Source organism: Aestuariibaculum sediminum (assembly GCF_014596945.1).
Classification (GTDB): Bacteria; Bacteroidota; Bacteroidia; order Flavobacteriales; family Flavobacteriaceae; genus Aestuariibaculum; species Aestuariibaculum sediminum.
The window spans coordinates 456,501-481,784 of sequence record NZ_JACVXB010000002.1; the positions used below are offsets into that span (position 1 = coordinate 456,501).

Consider the following 25,284-nt stretch of genomic DNA (forward strand, 5'->3'; position numbering starts at 1 on the left):
TAATTTTATGTTGATTTTGTCTCTTTTTGAGTAAGTTCATTTGTAATAGTAATTTGATAGGGTGAAAATGTTAACATTAAACATATATTTTTAAAATTGAGACATAATTTCTCTAAAGATTATCTTTACTAAAGTTGTAAAATTTCTTAATTTTAGAATAAATTATTGTATTAGAAGATAAGCACACTGCTAATTTCCGAGGAACTTCCTAGACTTATTGTACCTCATTTTTGTATAAGCCTTGTAAATAAAGAGAATTATATTTCTGTATCGGCAAATAGTTATAAAACACCAATTTTATAAAGTGTTGTTTAACTAGGTTTGATTATTGCTAGTGTTTACCTATTTTTATAAGGAAGAACAACTAAGCTAACTGTATTGAAATCAACTAAACTATTACTATTTTATCTTATTTTTTTCTTGAGATTATTTGTTTTCGCTCAAGAACAGCCTCCTATTCAGGTTTACACACCTAAAGTTTATGGTGCCGATAACCAAAACTGGTCTATTTCTCAATCCAACGAAAAATTCATTTACGTAGCAAATAATAAGGGGTTATTAGAATTTAATGGCGCCAATTGGAAGGTATACGAATCGCCGAATAAAACCATTGTGCGATCTGTAAAAGTTATAAGAGATGTGGTTTATACGGGGTGTTATATGGAATTTGGGTTTTGGAATAGAACAGATTTTGGATTATTAGAATACACATCGCTATCAAAAAAGCTTCAAATTGAATTTTTAGAAGATGAAGAAATCTGGAATATTATGGATGTTGATGAATTTATTTTATTCCAATCACTTAAAAGGATATATGTTTATAATAAAAACACAGAACATATAAATATAATAGATTCGAATTCTGGTGTGTATAAAATATTTAAGGTTAATGATGGGGTATATTTCCAAAAACCAAAAGAAGGTGTATTTAAAATTACAAAGGGAAAACCTACTTTGGCATTTGAAGATCCTATTTTTTATGATAATTATTTAATAAATATTTATAATCACCTAGGCGAATTATTATTTCAAACGGAAGATAATGGTTTTTTTGTATGGAAAGAAGGTCGTTTAGTGCCTTGGGATATTTCGACTAACAATTTACTTTTAAACGATAGAATTTATTGCAGCACAAAACTCAAAGATAATACGTTTATTTTAGGAAGTATTTCAAACGGAATAATTCACCTTTCGGCGGAAGGAGATTTGCTCTCTAAAATAAACCAAACCGATGGACTAAGTAATAATACGGTCTTATCGGTTTTTGAGGATATCGATAATAATTTATGGCTCGGTCTCGAAAACGGTGTTAATTGCATAAATATAAAATCCCCATATAGAATTTATAATGACGATAGCGGCGAAATAGGATCTGTAAACACGTCGATACGCTATAAAAATAATCTTTACATCGGTACAAACCAGGGTTTGTTTTATAAGCCCTATAATAGTAATAATAAATATAAATTTATAGAAGGTACGCAAGGTGCAGTTTGGTGTTTAAAAAATATTAATGATACACTATTTTGTGGTCATAATTCAGGAACTTTTATTATTGAAGAAGGTAGAGCTAAATTAATTGTAGATGTTCTAGGAACATGGGATATTAAAACCATTCCGGGAAATAATAATTTTCTGATTCAGGGTAATTATAGTGGTTTATATATTTTGGAAAAAAGAAATAATACCTGGGTTCTTCGAAATAAATTAGATGGTTTTGATATATCTAGTCGCTTTTTTGAATTTTTAACTCAAACAGAGTTATTTGTAAGTCATGAGTATAAAGGCGTTTTTAAATTAAAATTAAATCAATTATACAATAATGTTCTCTCAATTATTAAAGATTCTTCGGTTACAAGAGATTCAAAATCTGGATTAATAAAATATGGAGATAACATTCTTTATGCACAAAGTAATGGAGTTTTTAAATACGATGTAAAAGCAAACAGTTTTCAAAAAGACACCATTTATAGTAGGTTATATGAAACTAATGACTATACTTCTGGAAAGTTGCAGTATACCCCAGAAACTAATAAACTTTGGGCGTTTTCAAAAAAAGGAATAAACTATTTAGGTCCTAATCAATTAAGTAATTCGCTAAAATTGAGAACTATTGATTTTCCTAGTATAATTCGAAATGATGTTTCTGGCTATGAAAACATAGTTTACCTAACCAATAAAAAATATCTAGTAGGAATAACTACTGGTTATGTTATAATTGATTTAAATCGTTTTGAGAATCATAAGCATAAGATTTTTTTGAACTTAATATCAAATAGTAATTTAAAGAAAATTGATAGTAAAGTAATTGTAGATAGATTTGCTTATGGAGAATATAGTAATAATGAAAATAGTTTAAGCTTTCATTTTAATGTGCCTAACTATGATAAATACGCATTAACAGAATTCCAGTATAAATTGGAAGGGATTTACGATAATTGGAGCGAATGGTCGACTGGTTCGGAGGTGTTTTTTGAAAATTTACCGTTTGGGGAATATACTTTTTACGTGAGATCCAGAATAGGTGATGAAATTTCAGATAATATTGAAAAATACAGTTTCTCTATTGCTAGACCATGGTATATATCCAATGTGGCACTGGTTTTATATGTTGTGTTTATCGCTTTGTTTTCTGTTTTAATGCATAATATTTATAAACGATATTATAAAAAGCAACGTGAAAAATTATTGCAAAAAACACAACGAGAATTAGAGTTAAAAGAGCTTGAAAATAAAGAGCAATTAATGCGCTATAATAATGAAAAGCTGCTTCAGGATATCGAGAATAAAAACAGGGAATTAAGCTTATCGACTATGAACCTGATAAAGAAAAATGAATTCTTAAACAATCTTAAAAAGGAACTTAAAAAAGTTAGTGGAGATAAGTCTCTAAATAATGTTATTAAAATTATAGATCAAAATTTAAATAATTCAGATGATTGGCAAACTTTCGAAGAAGCTTTTAATAATACAGATAAAGATTTTATAAAAAAAATAAAATCATTACACCCTTCATTAACAAACAATGACTTGCGACTTTGTACCTATTTAAGGTTGAATTTATCTTCCAAGGAAATAGCTCCTCTATTAAATATTACACCAAGAAGTGTAGAAGTAAAACGTTATCGTTTAAGAAAAAAGCTAGACTTACCGCATGAAGATAGCTTAACAAATTATATTCTTGAATTATAAGGACTGAACATTCTTATTTTTAACCTATACATTACCACAACATTTAATAGAAATAGTGCTTTAAATATTCTTTTGTGCGAATTTTTTAACAGCTATAACTTTAGGTCTAGCCCTTGGTTTTATTGAAGGTTTTACTAAAACCTTATTTAATTGGTTTTGCTGTATGGGTTTTGTATGCCACCAAATCTTTAATACTACCTTTATTACATTTATCTTTATAAGACCTACTTAAAGTGTTTAACCAACACGGTTGGCTGTAATGTTGCTATCATTTTCAAATCAACCAAACTAAAAAATTCAACTAAACTAAATATTATGATAAAAGCCTTTTTAAGATTGGTCTTCATATGTCTTGCAGTTTCCTTACATGCTCAAAAAAGTAAGGTGGTTGTAGAACAAAATAGTGAAGGCATGTTTCTCTCTGTTGATGGAGAGAAATTTATGATTAATGGAATGAATTGGGATTATTTTCCGATAGGAACTAATTACAATTATAGCCTTTGGAAACAATCAGACAATGTCATCAAAGGAGCCCTCGATGCCGAAATGGGATTACTCAAAAACATGGGGGTAAATGTTATTAGGCAATACACAGGTGTTCCTCCAAAATGGATTAAGTACATCTACGAAAATTATGGTATTTATACCATGCTTAATCATTCTTTTGGACGATATGGTCTAACCATTAAAGGGGCATGGCAAGCTGTAACAGATTATAGGGATCCAGCAACTCAAAAACTTTTATTGGATGAGGTGGCACAAATGGCCCAAACCTACAATAGTACACCGGGTTTGCTTTTGTTTCTTTTAGGAAATGAAAATAACTACGGTTTGTTTTGGGCAGGTGCCGAAACCGAAGATTTTCCGGATGAAGAAGATCAGAAACGGGAAGTAGGCGAAAAGCGTGGCCGACCCATGTACAAATTAATGAATGATGCGGTTCTTAAAATGAAAAGCATCGATAATTCTCATCCCGTTGCTATATGTAATGGTGATTTATTATTCGCCGATATTATTGCCGATGAATGTAAAGATGTGGACATTATAGGCGTAAATATGTATAGAGGGAAATCATTTGGTGATGCTTTTGAAAGAGTAAAAAACGAATTAAATAAACCAATACTATTCACTGAATTTGGTAGTGATGCTTTCAATGCTATTTCTAATCAGGAAGATCAGAAAATGCAAGCTTTTTTCTTGGTTGAAAACTGGAAGGAAATTTATGAAAATGCTGCTGGTTTAGGTAAAGCAGGAAATTCGTTGGGAGGATTTACATTTCAGTTTAGTGACGGTTGGTGGAAATACGGACAAACAAAAAATTTAGATGTTCACGACAACAACGCTTCCTGGGCTAATGGGGGGTATTATCTTGATTTAGAACCTGGTGAGAATAATATGAACGAAGAGTGGTTTGGTATTTGTGCCAAAGGAGTAACCAACGAACGGGGGCTTTACGAACTCTATCCTAGAGCAGCATATTTTGCATTACAAGAGGCTCACGATTTAAATCCTTATGTTAAAGATGTAACTTCAGATTTTGTTGAAAATTACTTTAAAAATATACAGCTAACCGATGCGGTTTTAAAAGCTAGAGGTCAGAAAGCAGCACTTAAAAACAGCTCAGATAAAATTCGATTAAGCAATCTCAGAGCGGAATTTACAACTTATAATACGGGCGGGTCTTTGCTAACCACACCTAAAGATGCTAATCCGGACGAAAATATTTACCCTAATCAATTAGGCTTCGACCATATGCAATCTTATTTTATTGGGGTAGAGGGAAACCCTGCGCCTAATATGCGTGCTGAAGTTAATGTAAGTATTTTAGGGCATGTTGCTGAAAATCCAATTGATGAAATATTTTATGAAAATAGGGGAAGAACTTATCCTGTAAGCACAGCCGATGGCGAAATAATTGATATTTCAGATAATAACAGAGTTCAACTTTATAATGCCTCTTACGAATGGAATGCAAAACATTTTGATATTAGAGGATTTTATAGAACAGGACACTACCATTGGGGCTACGAAGGCGATTTCTTTGGTCTGTATCCTGAAGCCAACTATGGGCCAAATTTAGATATTTACAATGGCGAAATTTCCGGTTTTGAATTTGATGGTAAAAAAGATTTGGACGGTTTTAAGGCGGCATTTGGATCTCAATTATGGTGGGGTGCCAATCCAGCAATACTCTTAAAGTATAGTAAATCTTTAGGGAAGTTCGACTTTACGACAATTTATCATGAAGACATCGATGATATTGGCGAAGCAGTGACCTCTATTGCTATCCCGATGCCAAAAACCAGAAGAGTTACCTTAGCGGTTAAGCGCAAGTTTGGAGCGTTTACAGCCGAAATTGGTGGTATTTGGGCTGGACAGCCATTAAATGGACGTGAATTTCAGTTCACAGAGGGCGAACCAGGTAATTACACTGTTTATGTAGATAAAGTAAACTCTGAGGATAACTGGGGAGGTAAAGCGAAAATAACTTTTCAAAAAGGGATTTTTAACTGGTATGCACAAGCGGCTGCTATGGGGTTGGTTGCCAACGGTGGTGGAGATTATACTAAAACCTTTACAGGGTGGAAACTTAAAGATTCTGGTAGCGGAAACCAAACAAATTTCTTAACAGGTTTTGCTCTAACTGCCGGAAAATGGCAAATTGCACCTAACTTTTTGTGGCAAAAACCAATCGTAGGCCCTATGCCAAACGATGTACAAGCACCAGGCAGGTTACGTAATATTTTTGATGATCCTTTTGCTGTAAGATCGAATAGAGAGACAACAGCAGGAGAAATTCTATTCTCTTACGATCCTACACCTGCAACATGGATGTATGAATGGGATAACGACAGAGCTGAAGATGCGAAATTAGCATTTAATCTAGGTTTTGTTTATCGTCATCATCCTACTGCTCAAGATGCTGCAATAGGCTTTCTTAAGGATCGTACTTTGTTCGCTTTTCCAAACTCGGCTCCAGCTCAGGATTTATGGGAGGCACATACTAGAATTGTTTCTAAAGTGCACCCAGACCTTGGAATTATTGCAAATTTATATGCAGGAAACGGACAAGCAAATGGTAGTGACGATAGATTAATTAAACGTGTTGGTGGTGACATTAGATTAATTTATAATAAGTTAAAACTAACACATTCCTTCAAAATTAATGATTGGGGGCCTTTTGATTATCACAGAGATTTCAACTTAACGTATCCAGTGCAATTAATGTTGGATTTATCGACGTCTTTAGGAAAACCGGAATGGTTTATATTACCTAATACGCGAGTAGGTATTCGCGGCACATGGCGATCATTAGATCAATACTCTCCGCGGTACGCTCCAAATGTAACCGCTTCAGATTTTGCTACACAACCAATTATAAGTCCAGTTGGTTTTGATGATGGAAACGAATGGGAAATTAGAACCTATGTTCATATTAATATTGGTAAATAAAAAATTAGATAAATGAAAAATATAACATACATATATAATATGATGCCGGTGCTGTTTGGTGTTCTGTTTAGTCTTGCAACAAGTTGTGAGAGAGAACCATCAGACGATACACGGTTTGCAACATTTTCTGCAAATCCAGAAGTGTTTATCGATAATTTTAGTGCTGGTTTGGATTATGGTCCATTTGATGGGGCTTATGCCGATGCGTTCAGTATTGATTCCGAGAATAAGTATTCAGGGACAACTTCAATGCGATTTGATGTACCTGCCTTTGGTGAAGGTTATGTTGGAGCTTTTTTCTTTGTAGATGCCCCGAGAGATTTATCAGGTTTTGATGCATTAACATTTTATGCTAAGTCTAGCCAGTCTGCCGATATAAACGAAATTGGTTTTGGTGTTAATAATTATAACGATAGTAAATATCAAGTTAGTGCTAAAGATTTAAAAATTACAACACAATGGAAAAAGTATATTATTCCTATTCCAGATCCTTCAAAATTATTCGCTGAAACTGGCTTGTTATGGCTGGCAGAAGGTGCTGAAAATGAAACCGATGAATCTGGGTATACCTTTTGGTTCGACGACATTAAATACGAAAAACTAGGAACTATTGCACAACCACAACCCGCAATAATGGCTGGTGAAAATGTTAATGTATCGACATTTAACGGAACGACCATTAATGTATCGGATCTAACACAAACATTTAATTTAGGGTCTGGAGATAACATGACCACATACATTGCGCCGTCGTATTTCGATTTTATGTCTTCAAATCCTGAAATTGCGTCAATAGACGAATTTGGAAACATTTCAGTACGGAAAGCAGGACTATCAAAAATTACAGCAATATTAGCTGGTGTCGAAGCCAAAGGTTCACTTGTTTTAGAATCTTCGGGAGACTTTACAGCGGCTCCAAATCCAACAAATGATGCCGCAAATGTAATATCTATTTTTAGTGATGCTTATACTAATGCACCGGTAGATTATTATAACGGTTATTGGGCACCGTTTCAAACAACACAAGGTCAAAATGATGTTACTATAAACGGAAATAATATTATTTCTTACACAGATTTGAACTTTGTAGGTATTCAGTTTTCGGAACCAACGATTAACGCTTCAGCAATGACCAACCTTAGATTAGATGTGTATACATCCGAAACCTTAGATACTTCAGATTATTTAAAAATACAGATAGTCGATTTAAATTCTGAAACGACAGGAGAATATACAGTGCCGGTTTCAGACTTAGCCTCAAATACCTGGACAAGTTTAGATATTCCACTCGCCAATTTCGCAGGACTGAGTTCAACTTCAAGTTTGTATCAAATCATATTTGTTACCGATGCTACCATTACTAGTATGCTAGTCGATAACATTTACTTGTATCAATAATAAAACATAGCAACAAATGAAAGTAAATATAAAGTATAAATTATTTCTACAAGGGGTATTATCCTTGTTAACAGTAGTTTTCATATTTGGTTGCTCGACCAGTGAAAACCAAGATGTGGTATCTAATTTTTATAATTTAACTATGGCCGACGAGTTTAACACCGATGGCCCTCCTGATGCTAGCATTTGGAATTATAACATAGGTACAGGAACAAACGGTTGGGGGAACAATGAGCTCCAATATTATACCAACCGAACTGAAAATGTTACAGTACAGAATGGAATATTGATTATTACAGCTAAAAAAGAAGATTATAATGGTTCAGCATATACTTCTGCAAGATTAACAAGTAAAAATTTATTTGAGCAAAAATATGGACGTTTTGAAGCTCGTATACGTTTACCGTTCGGTCAAGGCTTATGGCCAGCTTGTGGCGAAATAGATATTATGGAATATCGAGGCGAAAATCCTACCATTGTTTTAGGTAGTGTCCACGGCCCTGGATATTCCGGTGCTAATGCCGTTAGCAAAAGTTATGAATTAAAAAACGATCGTTTCGATACAGAATTTCATGTGTTTGGTATAGAATGGGGGCCAGACTTCATTAACTATTACGTAGACGATGTTTTGTATAATCAAATTACTCCAGATGATGTTGAGGGGCAATGGGTGTTCGACCATCCGTTTTATATCATTATGAATTTGGCTGTTGGCGGCAATTTTGTAGCAGCACCTAATAACGAAACCGTATTTCCACAAACCATGTTGGTTGATTACGTACGGGTTTATAATACAATTTCAACTAACTAAAATAACATATTACTAATGAAAAATTTAATAAATCACATAAAGAAATTTATGTTGTTGGTACTAAGCATAGCTCTATTTACAGGGTGTGAAGATGACGAAACCATACTTCCTAAGGTAGAAGCTAATTTCACCTACACAGTTAATATTAATACAGGAACAGTTACCTTTTTAAACGTTTCAGAAAACGGAAATACATATCATTGGGATTTTGGAGACGAAACGGGATCAACATTAATTAATCCTGTTAAAGTATATGCTAACGGTACCTATAACGTTACCTTAACCGTTAATAATGTAAGTGGGGCTTCCGATACATTTGAAGATACTATAACAATTTTAATACCTGAAGACGCTGCTTTTCCTATTAATTTCGACGATGGTAATGTAAACTACATGCCTACAACCTTTAATGGGGCGTCCTTTGATATTGTAGAAAACCCCGATTTAACAGGCGACAATGCCAATGCGTCTATGGTTGGTGCTATTACCAATAGTGGTGCGGCTTACGAAGGCATATTTTTTAATCTAGGTGTTAATCTTGATTTAAGTCAGGGCAATACCGTTAAACTTAATGTTTGGTCAGATACAGCAGTAGACCTACTTGCAAAATTAGAAGAAGGTAATGCCGAAAATACAGAGGTTTCAGCTAGCCACACAGGTACCGGCTGGGAAACCTTGTATTTTACATTTAATTCTGTAGGCAGTTATGGTGTACTAACACTTTTTATTGATGGTCCCGGAACAACAAGCGGTACATTCTACATAGATAACTTAGAACAAATCGACGAGGCCGATGTGCCTTGTCCGCAAACTGCGTTAGAATTTCCTATAGATTTTGAATGTAATGGTATTGATTATGCAACAAAAATAGTTGGAAATGTATCATTTACAGTGTTGGAAAATCCTCAGTTGTCAGGAATTAATAGCGAAGCCGGTATGGTAGGGCAAATAACAAATTCTGGGGAGGCATGGGAAAATGCATTTTTTAATTTAGATGCTGCAGTCGATTTTTCTGAACAAAATGCCGTAAAATTAAAATTGTATTCTACGCAAGCTTTACCAATTAAATTAAAATTTGAAGACGGTACAGAAGCTCCTATTGAAGCCGACGTAAATCATACTGGTTCAGGTTGGGAAGAGCTAACGTTTGTTTATAATTCTACGGCGTCTTATAACGATATGGTAATATTTGTAGATGGTCCAGGAACTGCTGCAGGAACATTCTATATCGACGATATCGAGCAAACTACAGGAGCTGTATGTGAGGCCGAAACTATGCAATCGTTGACTGCAGCCGATTTCAATTTAACGTTTATGGCAGACCCTACTTCTAATATTTTTGAAGATGGTGCCGATTTTGAATGGGTAGATAACCCAGATTTCGATAACGATGTGAATATGTCTTGTAAAGTTGGAAAAATCACCAAATTAGGCAATAATCCGTGGGATAACAATCAAATTGATTTAGACGCTAAACTGGATTTCAATGCGCATAGCGGATTTAAAATGAAAGTATGGTCGCCAAAGGCAAATTCCGAAGTAAGAATAAAACTTGAAGAAATTGGAAACCCAGGTAATAACGTGGAAAAATTCACAACGACTACAGTAACTAGTGGATGGGAAGAGTTAACCTTCGATTTCGATGCCGCAGATAGCAATAAATTTGATAAGGTTGTTTTATTCTTAGATCTTAACGCAAATAATACGGATACGTATTACATAGACGATTTCATGCTTTACGGAACTGGTACTGGCGGTAGTGGTTCTAATGATGCTGTTATTTTAGATTTCGAAAACAATCTTGCTGGAGTTACTGCTACAGAATTTAGTACTGGGGGCGCATTAATTGCTAATCCTGTTTCTGGAGGAATAAACACGAGTGCAAATGTTTATGAAGCTGCGTATACCACTGGTAATGACTGGTGGGGCGGTATCGGATTTGTTTTTGATAGTGGTTTAGATCAAGCAAATACCGTTTATAAAGCAAAATTCTATTCTACAGTGGCACCAACTAATGTGTTATTTCAAGTAGAAGTAGACGGCACAAATGCGCCTGTTGGTAATGTTCAAGAAATCACTACTGCTAACGAGTGGGTAGAACTTACGTTTACCCTAGCAAATATTCCTGCAGGAGTGAACAGAGTATTAATTCGTCCAGATGTAGGAAACCAAACTGGAATGAAGCCAAATACGGGTACACTTTATATAGACGATATTACTGTAGTTAGCGATGGCGGTGGTTCTACCGGAGGCGGTGGCTCTACTGGTGGCGGTGGTTCAACAGGGAGTAACCTAATTACCAATGGCGATTTTGAAACAGGAACAGATGCTGGTTGGGCTATCTTCCAAAACGGTGGAAGTGCTGCTTTAGATAATACCGTAAATAATGGAGGTTCTTGGTCTGGTAAATTAGTGGTTGGAGATACTGGTGGAAATCCAGCCTTTAAGCAAGAGCGTATTGGAACTGGCAATGTAACTGCCGGACAAACCGTAACCGTTAGTTTCGATGTTATTGGAACTGTTAGTCAGCCAGGTGCTGTAGTTAACGTGCTTCTTTTTGGTGAAGGTGCAGGTGGAGCGTCGTTTACGCATACTTTCGACCCTAAACCCAACCCAGAGGCTTCTTGGAGCACATTTACAGGTACATATACCATTCCTGCCGGTACGGATGTGTCCGAAGGTATTTCTGTATTAATTGAAGCGGTTTGTGGAGCTGTAAGTGGCTGTGGTGTAACCATGAATATCGATAACGTTTCAGTAACAGTTAATTAAAAATAATATAGATGAAGTTGTCTTAAATGAAGTTTTGTCATTTCGAACAGACCTGAGAAATCTTCGGATGTTTCAAATGAAAGTAATGAGTTTCCGAGGTGCTGAAATAAATACAGCGCATGTGAATTCAAAATGACGGATGTAACGACTTTTAAGACAACTTCCTTTTAAGATTTAGATGGATAGTACAATTTTTAAAGAAGATTTTAAAATTTCAAAAGTGATGGAAAGCATTAAAGGAGAAAATGTAACGTTGAATAACGAGGTGTATTATAAAATATCTAACAGCGATAACATGCGCCCGTTTTTTATGAGTATTGTTAGCGATTCGAACCACTGGATGTTTATTTCCAGTAATGGCGGACTAACAGCAGGAAGAAAAAACGCCGAATATGCTTTATTTCCTTATTATACCGACGATAAAATTACCGAAATGGCCGAAATTACAGGCAGTAAAGCCATATTTCAGGTGCTTAAAAACGGTAAAAAAGTCATTTGGGAACCATTCTCTATCCGTCAAATGGGGATTTACCAAACCAAAACCAATCTTTACAAGAATAAATACGGAAACAAAATTATTTTCGAAGAACATAACTTAGATTTAGGTTTGGTGTTTCAATACCAATGGAATTCTAGTAATGAATTCGGTTTTGTTAAAAAATCAACATTAATTAACAAAAATGATGACGCTGTAGAAGTGACCGTTTTAGATGGTTTACAAAACATTCTTCCGGCAAGTGTCACTTCCGATTTACAAAACCGACAAAGTAATCTGGTTGATGCCTATAAAAAATCTGAGTTACAAACCGAAGTTGGTTTGGGCATTTTTTCATTAAGTGCTGTTATTGTTGATAGAGCCGAACCAAGCGAAGCTTTAAAAGCCAATACGGTTTGGTCTGCCGGATTCAATAATCCTACACATTTATTGTCTTCGCAGCAATTAAATGCTTTTAGAAAATTAGAAAATATTTCAGAAGAAATAGATGTTAAAGCTGAAAAAGGAGCTTATTTTATTTCAGAAACTATTACTATTGAAGGACAATCTGAAAAAAGCTGGATGTTCGTTGCAAACGTAAATCAGTCGATTGCCGATGTGGTTAGAATTTCAGAATTAATAAAATCTGATAATAACCTTTTTGAAGTTGTGCAAGCTGATATTGATGCAGGTACCAAAAACTTAATTGGTTTAGCAGGAGCATCAGATGGTTTACAACTTACTGCCGACGATTTAGTTAACACGCGTCATTTCTCCAATACGCTGTTTAATATTATGCGTGGTGGTATTTTCGACGATAATTATACCGTTGAAAAGGTAGATTTTGTAAAATACATTGCTAAAGCCAATCATAAACTTTACAAAGAAAAAGAAACTGTTTTAAACGGTTTAAAAGACATTTTAAGTTTAAATCAGATTAAAAAACTGGCAGATCAAGACGATAACGCCAATTTTAAAAGATTGTGTTTAGAATATCTGCCATTAAAATTTAGCCGTAGACACGGCGACCCAAGTAGACCTTGGAACAAGTTTTCTATTAATACAAGAAACGAAGTCGACGGCTCTAAAGTGTTAGATTACGAAGGAAACTGGCGCGATATTTTCCAGAACTGGGAAGCGTTAGCGCATGCCTATCCTGAGTTTATCGAGGGTATGATTCATAAGTTTTTAAACGCCACAACATTTGAAGGTTACAATCCGTATCGTGTTACAAAAGATGGTTTCGACTGGGAAGTTATTGAAGAAAACGATCCGTGGTCGTACATAGGTTATTGGGGTGATCATCAAATTATATACTTGCTTAAATTCCTTGAATTTATTGAAGATTATTATCCTGGTAAACTGGAAGAACTTTTTAACGACAATGTGTTTGTTTATGCCAATGTGCCTTATAAAATCAAGGCGTATCAAGATATTTTAAAGAATCCGAAAGATACTATCGATTTCGATTATAAACTCGATGAAAAAATCCATAATAAAAGAGATGAAGAAGGTGCCGATGGTGCTTTACTAACCGATGGAAGCGCTAATATTTACCATGTTAACCTCATTGAAAAATTATTAGCAACGGTATTGGCTAAAATGTCAAACTTTATTCCAGAAGGTGGTATTTGGTTAAATACACAACGTCCAGAATGGAACGATGCCAACAACGCATTGGTGGGTAACGGTGTTTCAATGGTAACCTTGTATTATTTATACAGATTTTTAAATTTCTTTGAAAAAGTAGTTGCTAAGGCACAAACCAAAGAGGTAAAAGTATCTCAGGAATTACTGACTTGTTTTGAAACTATTCTTAACACCTTAGAAAACAATATACATATATTATCGGAAGCTATTTCCGATACCGATAGAAAGACCGTTTTAGATGGCCTTGGTGAAGCGGCAAGCAATTACAGAACACAAATTTACAACGAAGGTTTTTCTAGTGAAAAATCTACTTTAAGTTTAGATAAGGTTATCGATTTTATAGCAACGTCTAAAGCCTTTTTAGAGCAAAGTATCAATGCCAATAAACGTGCAGATAATTTGTATCACGCTTATAATTTAATGACGGTTGAAAGCGATACTGAAGTTTCAATTTCGTATTTATCTGAAATGTTAGAAGGTCAGGTAGCCGTTTTAAGTTCGGGGTATTTATCGCCGGTTCAGGCTTTAAAATTACTCGACGGATTAAAGCAAAGCGCACTGTTTAGAGACGATCAGTACAGTTATATTTTATACCCGAATAAAGAATTGCCACGTTTCGATAAGAAAAACAATATTTCTTCAGATAAAGTTGAGCAATCGCAATTATTACAAACCTTAGTAAAAAATGGCAACCGACAGGTTATTGAACAGGATGCTAACGGAAATTATCATTTTAATGCCAGTTTCAACAATGCCAATAGTTTAAAGGCGGCTTTAGAGTCGTTAGATAAAAATTATCAGGATTTAGTTGAAAAAGAAGAAGGTTTACTATTGCAGATTTTCGAAGACATTTTCGATCATAAATCGTTTACTGGGCGTTCAGGAACTTTCTTTGGTTACGAAGGTTTAGGGTCAATTTACTGGCATATGGTTTCCAAATTGTTATTAGCCGTTCAAGAGAATTGCTGGTTAGCGATTAATACCAACGAAAGTGCAGAAACTATTGGCCGTTTATTAGAGCATTATTACGAAATAAATGCTGGAATCGGGGTACATAAATCGCCAGAATTATATGGTGCTTTCCCAACAGATCCGTACTCGCATACGCCGGCAACCAAAGGGGCGCAACAACCAGGAATGACTGGTCAGGTTAAAGAAGATGTGTTATGTAGAATTGGCGAATTAGGTGTTTTTGTTGAAAATGGAAACATCATCTTTAATCCGAGATTGCTTCAAACCAAAGAGTTTTTAAGTGAGCCTGCTGTTTTTCAATTTGTAAATATCAATAAAGAAAAGCAAGAGATTGCTTTAACAGAAAACAGTCTTGCTTTTTCGTATTGCCAAGTGCCTGTGGTTTATAAACTTTCAAACGAAGAAAAAGTAGAAGTATTCTTTAACGATGGAACACAAGAGACTTTTGAAACCTTATCGTTAAACGGAAAAGTATCCAAATCGATTTTCAAAAGAGATGGAAAAATAAACCGAATCGAAGTGTTCTTCGGCAAATAAAAAAACATGTTAAGAACAGTTATACATATTTGTTTAATACTATTTTCAATACTAATATTTATGTTAGGATGCAACGAAAAGCCAACGGCTACTAAAGATGCAACAGCAGCCGAGATTTTAGGAAATCCAGAATATTTAGCTATTTCTTACGGTGGCTATCGTCAAAAAACCAGAGATGTGCAGCCAACCATCGACGAATTAAAAGACGATATGAAGATTTTAGCGGCCATGGGCGTTAAATTGTTAAGAACCTACAATGTGCAATTGCCACATGCTTCAAACGTAATTAAAGCGATTAGCGAATTAAAAGCAGAAGACCCCAACTTCGAAATGTATGTGATGTTGGGTGCCTGGATAGATTGCCAAAATGCATGGACAGGGCTTCAACCCAATCATGAAATAGAAAGCACTCAAAATGCAGCCGAAATAGAGCGTGCCGTAGCTTTGGCTCAACAGTACCCCGATATTGTTAAAATATTAGCAGTAGGAAACGAGGCGATGGTACATTGGGCAACCAGCTATTTTGTTAGACCAAAGGTAATTTTAAAATATGTAAACTATTTACAAGACTTAAAAGAAAAAGGGAAATTACCTAAAACCTTGTGGATTACAAGTTCCGACGATTTTTCATCGTGGGGCGGGGGCGATCCGGCTTATCATACGCCAGACTTAGAAAAATTAATGCGTGCTGTAGATTATATCAGTTTTCATACCTACCCAATGCATAATTCGCATTATAACCCAGATTTCTGGTTAATGCCAGAATCTGAAAAATCGCTTTCAAAAGAAAAACAAGTGGAGTTGGCGATGCAACGTGCTTTAAAATTTGCTCAAAAACAATACGATAGCGTAACTAATTACATGAAAAGCTTGGGCATAAATAAACCGGTTCATATTGGCGAAACAGGTTGGGCAACTTATTCAAACGAACTCTATGGCGACCATGGTTCTCGTGCTTGCGACGAATATAAATCTGGATTGTATTATAAATTAATGCGAGATTGGACCAACAAAAACAATATTACTTGTTTCTATTTTGAAGCTTTCGATGAACAATGGAAGGATGCAAATAATTCGGGTGGTTCAGAAAATCATTTTGGCTTAATAAACCTTAAAGGAGAAGCCAAATATGCCATTTGGAATTTAGTAGATGAAGATAAATTTAAAGGTTTAACACGAAACGGAAACCCCATAACAAAAACCTTTAAAGGCGATTTAAAGCTGTTAAAAAGTTATGTTTTAGCACCACCAACTCAAGAGGAATTTCAAGCTGTGCACCATTAAAAATATTTAAAATGAAGACGCTACAAAAGTACATTATTTTAAGTCTGTTAACTGTTATGAGTTGTATGGAAAATAAAGAGGTTTTACAAGTTGAAATTTTTGAAACTTCAGCTAAAGGGCATGCATTAACCAAGATTGAAACTTTTGGAAATCAAGTTAATGATTCGGTTGTAAAGGTCGAATTATTTCCAGAAACAACATTTCAAACCATAACAGGCTTTGGAGGTGCTTTTACAGAGTCTTCGGCGTATTTATTAAATAAGTTAAGCAAGAAAAACAGAGATACTATTTTAAAAGCGTATTTCTCGAAAGATGGTGCGAATTATTCCTTAACGAGAACACACATGAATTCTTGCGATTTCTCTTTAAGTCAGTATAGTTATTCGCCTGTTGAAGATGATATCAATCTAGAACATTTTACCATTGAAGCTGATACATCCGATTTAATTCCAATGATTAAAGATGCTATGAAAGTTTCAGAAGATGGTTTTAAAATTTTTGCATCACCTTGGACAGCGGCACCGTGGATGAAAGATAACAACCATTGGGTTGGCGGTAAACTGCTTCCGAAGTATTACGACACTTGGGCACTTTTCTTTTCAAAATATATAAAAGCGTATCAGGAAGAAGGCATCGATATTTGGGGTTTTACTGTTGAAAACGAACCGCATGGTAACGGCAATAATTGGGAAAGTATGCATTTTACACCCAAGGAAATGACCGATTTTGTAGAGTTTCATTTAGGACCAAAATTAGAAGCCGATGGTTATGGCGATAAAATTATTTTAGGCTACGACCAGAATAGAGCAGGTTTAAAAGAATGGGTAGACGAAATGTATCGCGATGAAAAATCGTCTAAGTATTTCCACGGAACAGCCATACATTGGTATGAAAGTACCTATGAGGTTTTTCCTGAAGCCTTGCAGTATGCCCATAACAAAGCGCCTAACAAATATTTAATTGAAACCGAAGGTTGTGTCGATTCTCAAGTGCCCGAATGGAAAGACGATGCCTGGTACTGGAAAAAAGAAGCTACCGATTGGGGGTGGGATTGGGCAGCGGCAGACGAAAAATATTTACACCCAAAATACGCACCTGTAAACCGTTATGCCAGAGATATTATTGGCTGCCTTAATAATTGGGTAGATGGTTGGGTAGACTGGAATATGGTTTTAGACCGACAAGGTGGACCAAACTGGTTTAAAAACTGGTGCGTTGCACCTGTAATTGTAGATGATGAAAATGACGAGGTGTATTTTACACCCTTATACTACACCATGGCGCATTTTAGTAAATACATCAGGCCAGGTGCAAAGGTAATTTTGGTAGATAATCAAGATGAAAAATTGCAGGTTACTGCTGCTCAAAATCTCGACGGATCTATAGCAGTTGTAATTTTCAATGAATTTGAAACACCAAAATCTATTTCGCTTTCGCTGGAAGGAAAAACAGCCGACTTCAACATAGATGGACAAGCCTTACAAACTGTATTTATACAGAAAACATAAAATAACGAACATCACTAACTAATACGACTATAAGATGAAAAAAGTAACTCGCGACAAAGTCCCAGCTGGACAAAAGGCAGCTTTTGGTGCCGGACATTTTGTTCTTAACCTGCTTCCAGGGGTTTTGGGGGTATACCTTCAAGTATTTATTTTAACGGCTTTTGGTATGGATCCTGTTTGGGCTGGTCTTTTAGGAGGTTTACCAAGAATTTTTGATGCCTTAACAGATCCCATAATGGGGTTTATTTCAGACAATACAAAATCTAAATACGGTCGCCGCCGTCCATACATATTTACTGGAGCTATAATAAGTGGGGTACTATTTATTTTAATGTGGCAATTAGATGAAAATGCATCGCAAACCTTCAACTTTTGGTATGTCATGATTTTGCAAATCTTATTCCTTGTTGGGAATACCATGTTTGCAACGCCTTTGGTAGGATTGGGTTACGAAATGACTTCCGATTATAACGAACGAACCAGACTAATGAGTTTGGCCAATTCCATGGGGCAAATCGCTTGGATGATTGTACCTTGGCTTTACGTGGTAATTCCAGATGTTAACACCTTCGATAACCCAGCACAAGGGGTAAGAACCATGGCAGTTATTGTGGGATGTGTATGTATGGCGTTTGGTATTCTTCCAGCAATTTTCTGTAGGGGTATTGACGCCGCAAACATGGAAAACAGGCAGGTTATAAACTTTAGAACCCTTGCTGCTAATATGAAAGAATTGGTAAGGGGTATAAAGCAAGTCTCTAAAAATAAACCTTTTATGAAACTTTGTGGGGCTACGTTTTTAGTATTTAATGGCTTTCAATTGGTTGCTGCTTTTTCGGTATTTATTATTGTGTTTTATATGAATAAAGGAAGTTGGGAGGCTGCAGGTACTTGGCCAGCTTGGTTTAATACTATAAACGCTATTTTAACCGCCTTTTTAGTTATTCCTATTATTTCCAGAATGGCTACAAAATTTGGCAAGCGAAATGCCTTTTTAATCTCTACATTTTTATCAATTGTAGGCTACGGATTGAAATGGTGGGGATTCGATATTGAACTTAACGATGCTTTCAATCAGACTAGTTTTGGGCAATCGTTAAATCACGGTGTGGCTTCAATATTCGATGCTTTAAATCCGTATTTAGACAAAGTAGGCATGTCATGGTTTAGTATTGATGCTAGTAATGGCATACCTTGGTTAATCTTTTTACCTATTCCCTTATTTGCTTTTGGTATGGGAGGATTATTTACTCTTATGATGTCTATGACAGCCGATGTTTGTGATTTAGACGAGTTAGAAAATGGCATGCCTAGAAAAGAAGGCACTTTTGGAGCTATTTATTGGTGGATGGTAAAGTTGGGACAAGCTTTAGCTATCATTTTAAGTGGTGTGATATTGAAATTTGTTGGATTCGACCAAAATATTAGCGAACAAGCCTTGGAAACAATGACGCGTCTTCGTATTGCCGACATTGTCGTGCCTGCTGTAACGGCAGCATTAGCCATGGTTGTTATGTGGAGGTATAGTTTAAACGAATCTAGGGCAGAAGAAATAAAAGCGGAATTAATAGAACGAAGAGGAGAATTATAATACAGAAATTATGTCGTATAGAGCAGATAAAATAATGTCTTTATCGGGAGGAGAACTTGATAAAAAAACAACCAAAGGTTTACAAAATTATTTAAAACGTGTGCTTAAAGGTGGAATGCACGGCCTATGTTTTAGTCCGTATGAGGAAGGTCAGAAACCAGGCGATCAATTAACAGAAGCCCAAGTAAGACGTCGTTTAGAAATTATTAAACCCTACACCAAATGGGTGCGTTCGTTTTCTTGTACCGAGGGGAACGAACTTATTCCAATTATAGCTAAAGAATTAGGAATGAAAACCCTTGTAGGTGCTTGGTTAGGAGACGATCCAGAAACAAATGCTGATGAAATAAAAGGATTGAAGAAATTGGCTAAGGAAGGCTATGTCGATATAGCAGCCGTAGGAAACGAAGTGATGTATCGAGGCGATTTAACCGAAGCCGAATTACTCGAGTACATTTACGATGTAAAAAGTAATATAAATAATATTCCAGTAGGTTACGTTGATGCCTATTACGAATTTACTCAGCGTCCAAAAATAACAGAGGCTTGCGATGTCGTTTTGGCCAATTGCTACCCGTATTGGGAAGGTTGTAGTATAGAATATGCATTAGTATACATGAAAGATATGTATTATCGTGCGTTAAAGGCTGCTAATGGCAAAAAAGTAATCATTAGTGAAACTGGCTGGCCAAGCTTTGGTTCTGGTCTTAATGGTGCACAACCTTCGTTTGAAAATGCCATGAAATATTTTATTAATACCCAATTATGGTCTAAAGAAGACAATATCGACATATTCTATTTTTCATCTTTCGACGAATCATGGAAGATAGGTGATGAGGGGGACGTTGGTGCATTTTGGGGACTATGGGATAAAAATGAAAAGCCTAAGTTTTACAACGAGGTTAATTTTTTTAAAAACAGTAAATTACTGGTTTAGGTTATAGTACAACCTAAACTTAATTACCACAATATTACCACAACAACAGGAACATTAATTAACTGATTAGGGATTAATTTTCAAAAATGAAGAGTTCAAAAATAGCGGTAAAGCTACATATCTACTGAGAGTTTTAATGATTAGTTTGTTTTATTATGGCTTGTATGTTTTTTGTATAGGAACTTTATTACAAAAAAACAAAGTTTGTGGTCTACTACAAGGCAATAACACCTTAATGTTCGAATATTCTACAGCCGGATCTGGTTTTCAGTACCAATATTTTACAAATCCAGCATTAGACTTAAGTTCGTATAGCCATTTTCATATCGATTTTTATATTGATGGAACAACAGATTTAGGTTCGGTTTTACAAATTTTCATTCAGCAGTTTAACGCCAGTAATGGGGTAGACGATAGTATTTATTACAACTTTGATGTTTATGAAGCTCCAGCAACAAAAACTTCGGGTACTAGTAAAAGTAACTTAGGTAATGGAACATGGTATTCTGGAGAGGTTGCTTTAGCTGATTTTACAAATGGAGGATTTACAAAAGATAATATTAAACAAATTCAAATTGTGGCAGCGGGACCAGTGTTTAGCCCTGTATACATAGATAATATCTATTTCTATAATGCGGCAACGGCTAGTGTAGAAGATAATGTGTTGACATCATTTAATGCTTACCCTAACCCAACGAACGATCTTTGGATGGTATCATCAAAGGATTTAAATATTAACACTATTCAAGTTTTTGATATACTTGGAAAAGAAGTACTATTTATGACTCCTAATAAAAGAGAAGCTAGAATTGATGGTTCTAATTTATTATCTGGTATCTATTTTGCACGAATTTCAAATAACACGGGAAGCCAAACGTTGAAGTTGGTCAAGAGATAAGAATTAATTTTATACTTTACTATTATTTTTACGAAAGCGTATCCGTTTAAATGGATGCGCTTTTTTTTTGTGATTTAAATAGTTTTTAATTAAGTTGAATTAAAGAATTCTTTTCGAACATGAAATACAGATGTGTTTAAACTACCATTTTAAACGCTGTATCTACTTCTTTAGTCAATTGTTAAGTATATTACAATGTCAAAAATGTATCATTCCTAATTGTCTATACTCAAACACAATTAAACAATATTACTCAATATTAATACCTGCTTTCTATGTTAATTTGTTAAACTTGAACTTAGTACAAGTACTAATAATTTTTAACATAAGGATCAAAATGAAACGATATAGACTTATGTTGAGAAACGTTTTGTAGTTTCTATTTAAGATTGTTTAACCTTTTCAATATTTATAAAACAATATTTTCAATTTTAATTGAAACGTAAATTAGTAAACTTTAATTTATTGACTTTTGCTGTTTTAGTTTTCAAAATAGAAGACTAATAATAAAAATAGTTTTTTTATTTGTGTGAATAAAGCTGCTCTTCAGTTTATATAAAAGAAAGCAGCAATACATTTAGTGTTTTTACCTATACAACACCACAACATTTGTATCTAAGTTGGTTTTTTTGTATCTTGTTAATAAGAGGTAAAATCTCTTAAAAGCCTTTTAATATCAATAAGTTATAAATTTTAATGTCCTTTTTTTTAAGTGTATATTTTTTGTAGGGGTTAAAAATTAGATTACATCAAATTGTAAAATTAATTTTAACAAAAACTAAAACTAAATAAACATGAGACATTATCTCTTAATGATTTTGGCATTAGTCTTTACTTCATATTTGAGTGCTCAAAGCATAGAAGTAAAGGGGAATGTGAAAGATGGATCCGGTATGCCTATTCCCGGAGTGAATATCTTACAAAAGAATACGGCAAAAGGAACGGTTTCCGATTTTGATGGAAATTTTGTTTTGTCAGATATCGAAATAGGTACAACAATAACCTTTAGTTACATCGGTTATGTTACCCAAGATGTTGTTGTGACTAACGACACCTTTTTAAATATTCAATTGCAGGAAGATCTTGCTAAATTAGATGAGGTTGTTGTAATCGGTTATGGTACACAAACTAAAAAGGAAATAACAGGAGCTGTTAGTGTATTAGGAGCCGAGACCATTGAAGCTTTAAAACCTACACGTATCGAGCAAGCTTTACAAGGTCAGGTGGCTGGTGTAAATATTACAACGCAATCGGGTTCACCAGGAGCAGGAGCAACAATCAATATTCGTGGTGTGTCCACCAATGGCGATAGCAGACCTTTAATATTGGTTGATGGAAATGTTATTGAAGATTTAAGCGTTTTGAACCCTAACGATATTGAAAGTATAAATATCCTAAAGGATGCTACTGCAGGTATTTATGGTGTTAGGGCAGCAAATGGTGTTATACTTATCAAAACCAAAACAGGACGTAAAGAAATGCCTTTACAGGTTGAGTACAATGCTTACGGGGGTTTTCAGCAAACTACACGCGAAATTCCGGTTTTAAATGCAACAGAATATGCACTTATAGTTAATGAAGCTCATGCCGCTGGAGGCAGTGCTATTCCTTTTTCCGACGTTTCAAATTTAGGATCTGGTACCGATTGGCAGGATAAAGTGTTCACTAATGCATTTATTACAAACCATAATATACTTTTTAAAGGTGGTACCGAAAATTCTTATTATTCTTATAGCGGTTCATTCTTAACACAAGATGGTATTGTTGGTGGATCCGATTCGAATTTTACTCGTTTTACAAATAACCTTAGCTATAACGTGGATTTTTTAAAGAATTTTAAGTTTACGTCTGGCTTAATGCTAATTAGAACGAATAAAAGTAATCTTCCAGAAAATTCAAACTCATCGGTATTATTTAACGCGCTGAATATGGCACCGACTTTTTCTGTTTATGATGAAGAAGGTAATTACACCTTGGCAGAAGGTTTGGGTGGCGAGGTGATTAATCCACTCGCTCAAATTGATGATACTTACGACAGAGGTAAAGTGTTAAAGCTAAGTGGTAATGCTGGTTTATCTTATAATTTTTTAGATCATTTTACCGCTCAGACTAATATCCAATGGAATTATTCAGAGGTTAGCTCAAATATTTTTAATCCAGTGGCCTTTTTCGGTAGTGGAAAAAATAGTAATGTGGATAGAAGTTCTATTGTGACCACACTTGACTATTACAGAGATTACACTTTTGATGCCTTTTTTAAATATCAAAATAGAATAAACGATACACACAATATTAATGTATTATTAGGTACATCGGTATTTAAAACAACAGGTGAGTTTTCTGGTAAAACTGGCTATGACGTAACGATTGCCAATCCGTCATTAGAGGCAGCTGTAGATATTGAGGATAGGTTTGAAGCCGTTGGAAGAAACCAAACGTTCGATTCTCGCTTATTGTCATATTTTACACGACTGCAATATGATTATAAGGGAAAGTATTTATTTTCAGCTGTTTTACGTCGCGATGGTTCAACCAAGTTTGGGCCTGAAAATAAATTCGGTTTTTTCCCTTCAGGATCTATAGGCTGGGTGGCTTCAGACGAGGCTTTTCTTTCCGAAAGTAAGTTTTTCGATTTATTAAAATTTAGGGCGTCATACGGTATTTTGGGTAATGATAGAATTCCAGATTATCGCTTTGTTTCATTATTAAATGGAGAAGGTACTTATATTTTTAACGATCAGGAAGTGTTTGGTGTAGCTAGTGGTGCCATTTCTAACCCAGGTATAAAATGGGAAAAACAAAAAACACTGGATATTGGTGTTGATATGAGAATTGCTGATAATAAAATTAATATCACCGCCGATTATTTTAAAAAGCGCACCGAAGATTTATTAGTAATACCGCAGGTTTCGGGTCTTTTAGGGACCGGGGGAGCTCCAGTAATTAATGGAGGTATTATTGAAAACTCCGGTTTCGAGTTTGCCATAGGGTATTCAAACACCTTTAACGATGATTTTAAATTGAACATAAATTATAATTTAACAACCCTAAACAATGATGTTATTGCGGTAAATACCGATGGCGATTTTTTAACTGGAGGATCGTTTGGAATTGGACAACCAACACCGTCAAGAATGGAGGCAGGGTATCCAATAGGATATTTTAGAGGTTACAAAACCGATGGTATTTTCCAGAACGCTCAAGAAGTTGCAGATTATCCAACAGTAGATAATAGAGTGCAGCCTGGTGATTTAAGGTTTGTAGATATCAATAATGATGGGTTTATAAACGATGAGGATAAAACCTATATCGGAGACCCTATTCCAGACGCAACGATGGGATTAAATCTATCTCTAGATTTTAAAAACTTCGATTTTTCAGCCTATACTTTTGCTTCATTAGGAAATGAAATAGTCCGCAATTTTGAACGTAATCAGGCTTTGACCAACAAGACGGTTTATTATTTGGACAGATGGACAGGAGAAGGTTCAACCAATGCAACCCCTAGAGTTACAACAGGAGCAACATCAAATATCGTGTTTTCAGATTTCTATGTGGAAGACGGTTCTTTTATACGACTACAAAATGTTCAGCTAGGATACACTTTTACAGATAAGCTATTTTCAGGTTCCAAAATTGAGAAACTTCGCTTGTATGTATCAGCAAATAATTTATTTACGCTAACTAAATATTCAGGTTACGATCCAACGGCATCAAGTGGTGCACCTATTGGAGGAGGAATCGACCAAGGCTTTTATCCAAGTGCAAGAACATATTTACTAGGTGTTAACTTAAAATTTTAATCG

The 25,284-nt window shown here is 35.0% G+C and carries 12 protein-coding genes; all 12 read left to right on the forward strand.

The annotated features are described in order from the left end of the window. The first annotated feature begins 420 nt into the window (after nucleotides 1-420). Nucleotides 421-3,192, forward strand: a complete 2,772-nt coding sequence (locus tag ICJ83_RS06785; protein ID WP_223154622.1) for a triple tyrosine motif-containing protein — start codon at nucleotides 421-423, stop codon at nucleotides 3,190-3,192. 315 nt (nucleotides 3,193-3,507) lie between these two features. Next, a complete protein-coding gene (locus tag ICJ83_RS06790) occupies nucleotides 3,508-6,645 on the forward strand; it encodes a glycoside hydrolase family 2 TIM barrel-domain containing protein (RefSeq protein WP_188229621.1) in 3,138 nt (1,045 codons plus the stop codon). A 12-nt stretch (nucleotides 6,646-6,657) separates the two neighbouring features. Continuing rightward, entirely contained in the window at nucleotides 6,658-8,043 is a 1,386-nt protein-coding gene (locus tag ICJ83_RS06795; protein WP_188229622.1) for a hypothetical protein, read from the forward strand. A 16-nt stretch (nucleotides 8,044-8,059) separates the two neighbouring features. Beyond that, entirely contained in the window at nucleotides 8,060-8,854 is a 795-nt protein-coding gene (locus tag ICJ83_RS06800) for a glycoside hydrolase family 16 protein (protein ID WP_188229623.1), read from the forward strand. Nucleotides 8,855-8,869: 15 nt separating this feature from the next. Then, on the forward strand, nucleotides 8,870-11,626 hold the full coding sequence (locus tag ICJ83_RS06805) for a carbohydrate binding domain-containing protein (RefSeq protein ID WP_188229624.1): 2,757 nt from the start codon (nucleotides 8,870-8,872) through the stop codon (nucleotides 11,624-11,626). Between the two features lie 178 nt (nucleotides 11,627-11,804). Further along, complete coding sequence (locus ICJ83_RS06810) at nucleotides 11,805-15,260, forward strand: hypothetical protein (protein ID WP_394354298.1); 3,456 nt, start codon at nucleotides 11,805-11,807, stop codon at nucleotides 15,258-15,260. Between the two features lie 60 nt (nucleotides 15,261-15,320). Continuing rightward, nucleotides 15,321-16,544, forward strand: coding sequence for a glycoside hydrolase family 17 protein (locus ICJ83_RS06815; protein ID WP_188229625.1), 1,224 nt, complete (start codon nucleotides 15,321-15,323; stop codon nucleotides 16,542-16,544). Between the two features lie 11 nt (nucleotides 16,545-16,555). After that, a complete protein-coding gene (locus tag ICJ83_RS06820) occupies nucleotides 16,556-18,052 on the forward strand; it encodes a glycoside hydrolase family 30 protein (protein ID WP_188229626.1) in 1,497 nt (498 codons plus the stop codon). A 34-nt stretch (nucleotides 18,053-18,086) separates the two neighbouring features. Further along, on the forward strand, nucleotides 18,087-19,643 hold the full coding sequence (locus tag ICJ83_RS06825) for an MFS transporter (protein WP_188229627.1): 1,557 nt from the start codon (nucleotides 18,087-18,089) through the stop codon (nucleotides 19,641-19,643). A gap of 10 nt (nucleotides 19,644-19,653) precedes the next feature. Continuing rightward, on the forward strand, nucleotides 19,654-20,580 hold the full coding sequence (locus ICJ83_RS06830; protein WP_188229628.1) for a glycoside hydrolase family 17 protein: 927 nt from the start codon (nucleotides 19,654-19,656) through the stop codon (nucleotides 20,578-20,580). Between the two features lie 136 nt (nucleotides 20,581-20,716). After that, the gene (locus ICJ83_RS06835) at nucleotides 20,717-21,478 is read left to right on the forward strand and encodes a T9SS type A sorting domain-containing protein (protein ID WP_188229629.1); all 762 of its coding nucleotides are present in this window, start codon (nucleotides 20,717-20,719) and stop codon (nucleotides 21,476-21,478) included. A gap of 794 nt (nucleotides 21,479-22,272) precedes the next feature. Continuing rightward, nucleotides 22,273-25,281, forward strand: coding sequence for a SusC/RagA family TonB-linked outer membrane protein (locus tag ICJ83_RS06840; RefSeq protein WP_188229630.1), 3,009 nt, complete (start codon nucleotides 22,273-22,275; stop codon nucleotides 25,279-25,281). The last annotated feature ends 3 nt before the right edge of the window (nucleotides 25,282-25,284 follow it).

What these genes read in the sequence shown, in the direction of transcription:
- ICJ83_RS06790 (WP_188229621.1), top strand. Translation starts at nt 3,508, where the DNA reads ATGATAAAAGCCTTTTTAAGATTGGTCTTCATATGTCTTGCAGTTTCC.
- ICJ83_RS06795 (WP_188229622.1), top strand. Translation starts at nt 6,658, where the DNA reads ATGAAAAATATAACATACATATATAATATGATGCCGGTGCTGTTTGGT.
- ICJ83_RS06800 (WP_188229623.1), top strand. Translation starts at nt 8,060, where the DNA reads ATGAAAGTAAATATAAAGTATAAATTATTTCTACAAGGGGTATTATCC.
- ICJ83_RS06805 (WP_188229624.1), top strand. Translation starts at nt 8,870, where the DNA reads ATGAAAAATTTAATAAATCACATAAAGAAATTTATGTTGTTGGTACTA.
- ICJ83_RS06810 (WP_394354298.1), top strand. Translation starts at nt 11,805, where the DNA reads ATGGATAGTACAATTTTTAAAGAAGATTTTAAAATTTCAAAAGTGATG.
- ICJ83_RS06815 (WP_188229625.1), top strand. Translation starts at nt 15,321, where the DNA reads ATGTTAGGATGCAACGAAAAGCCAACGGCTACTAAAGATGCAACAGCA.
- ICJ83_RS06820 (WP_188229626.1), top strand. Translation starts at nt 16,556, where the DNA reads ATGAAGACGCTACAAAAGTACATTATTTTAAGTCTGTTAACTGTTATG.
- ICJ83_RS06825 (WP_188229627.1), top strand. Translation starts at nt 18,087, where the DNA reads ATGAAAAAAGTAACTCGCGACAAAGTCCCAGCTGGACAAAAGGCAGCT.
- ICJ83_RS06830 (WP_188229628.1), top strand. Translation starts at nt 19,654, where the DNA reads ATGTCGTATAGAGCAGATAAAATAATGTCTTTATCGGGAGGAGAACTT.
- ICJ83_RS06835 (WP_188229629.1), top strand. Translation starts at nt 20,717, where the DNA reads ATGATTAGTTTGTTTTATTATGGCTTGTATGTTTTTTGTATAGGAACT.
- ICJ83_RS06840 (WP_188229630.1), top strand. Translation starts at nt 22,273, where the DNA reads ATGAGACATTATCTCTTAATGATTTTGGCATTAGTCTTTACTTCATAT.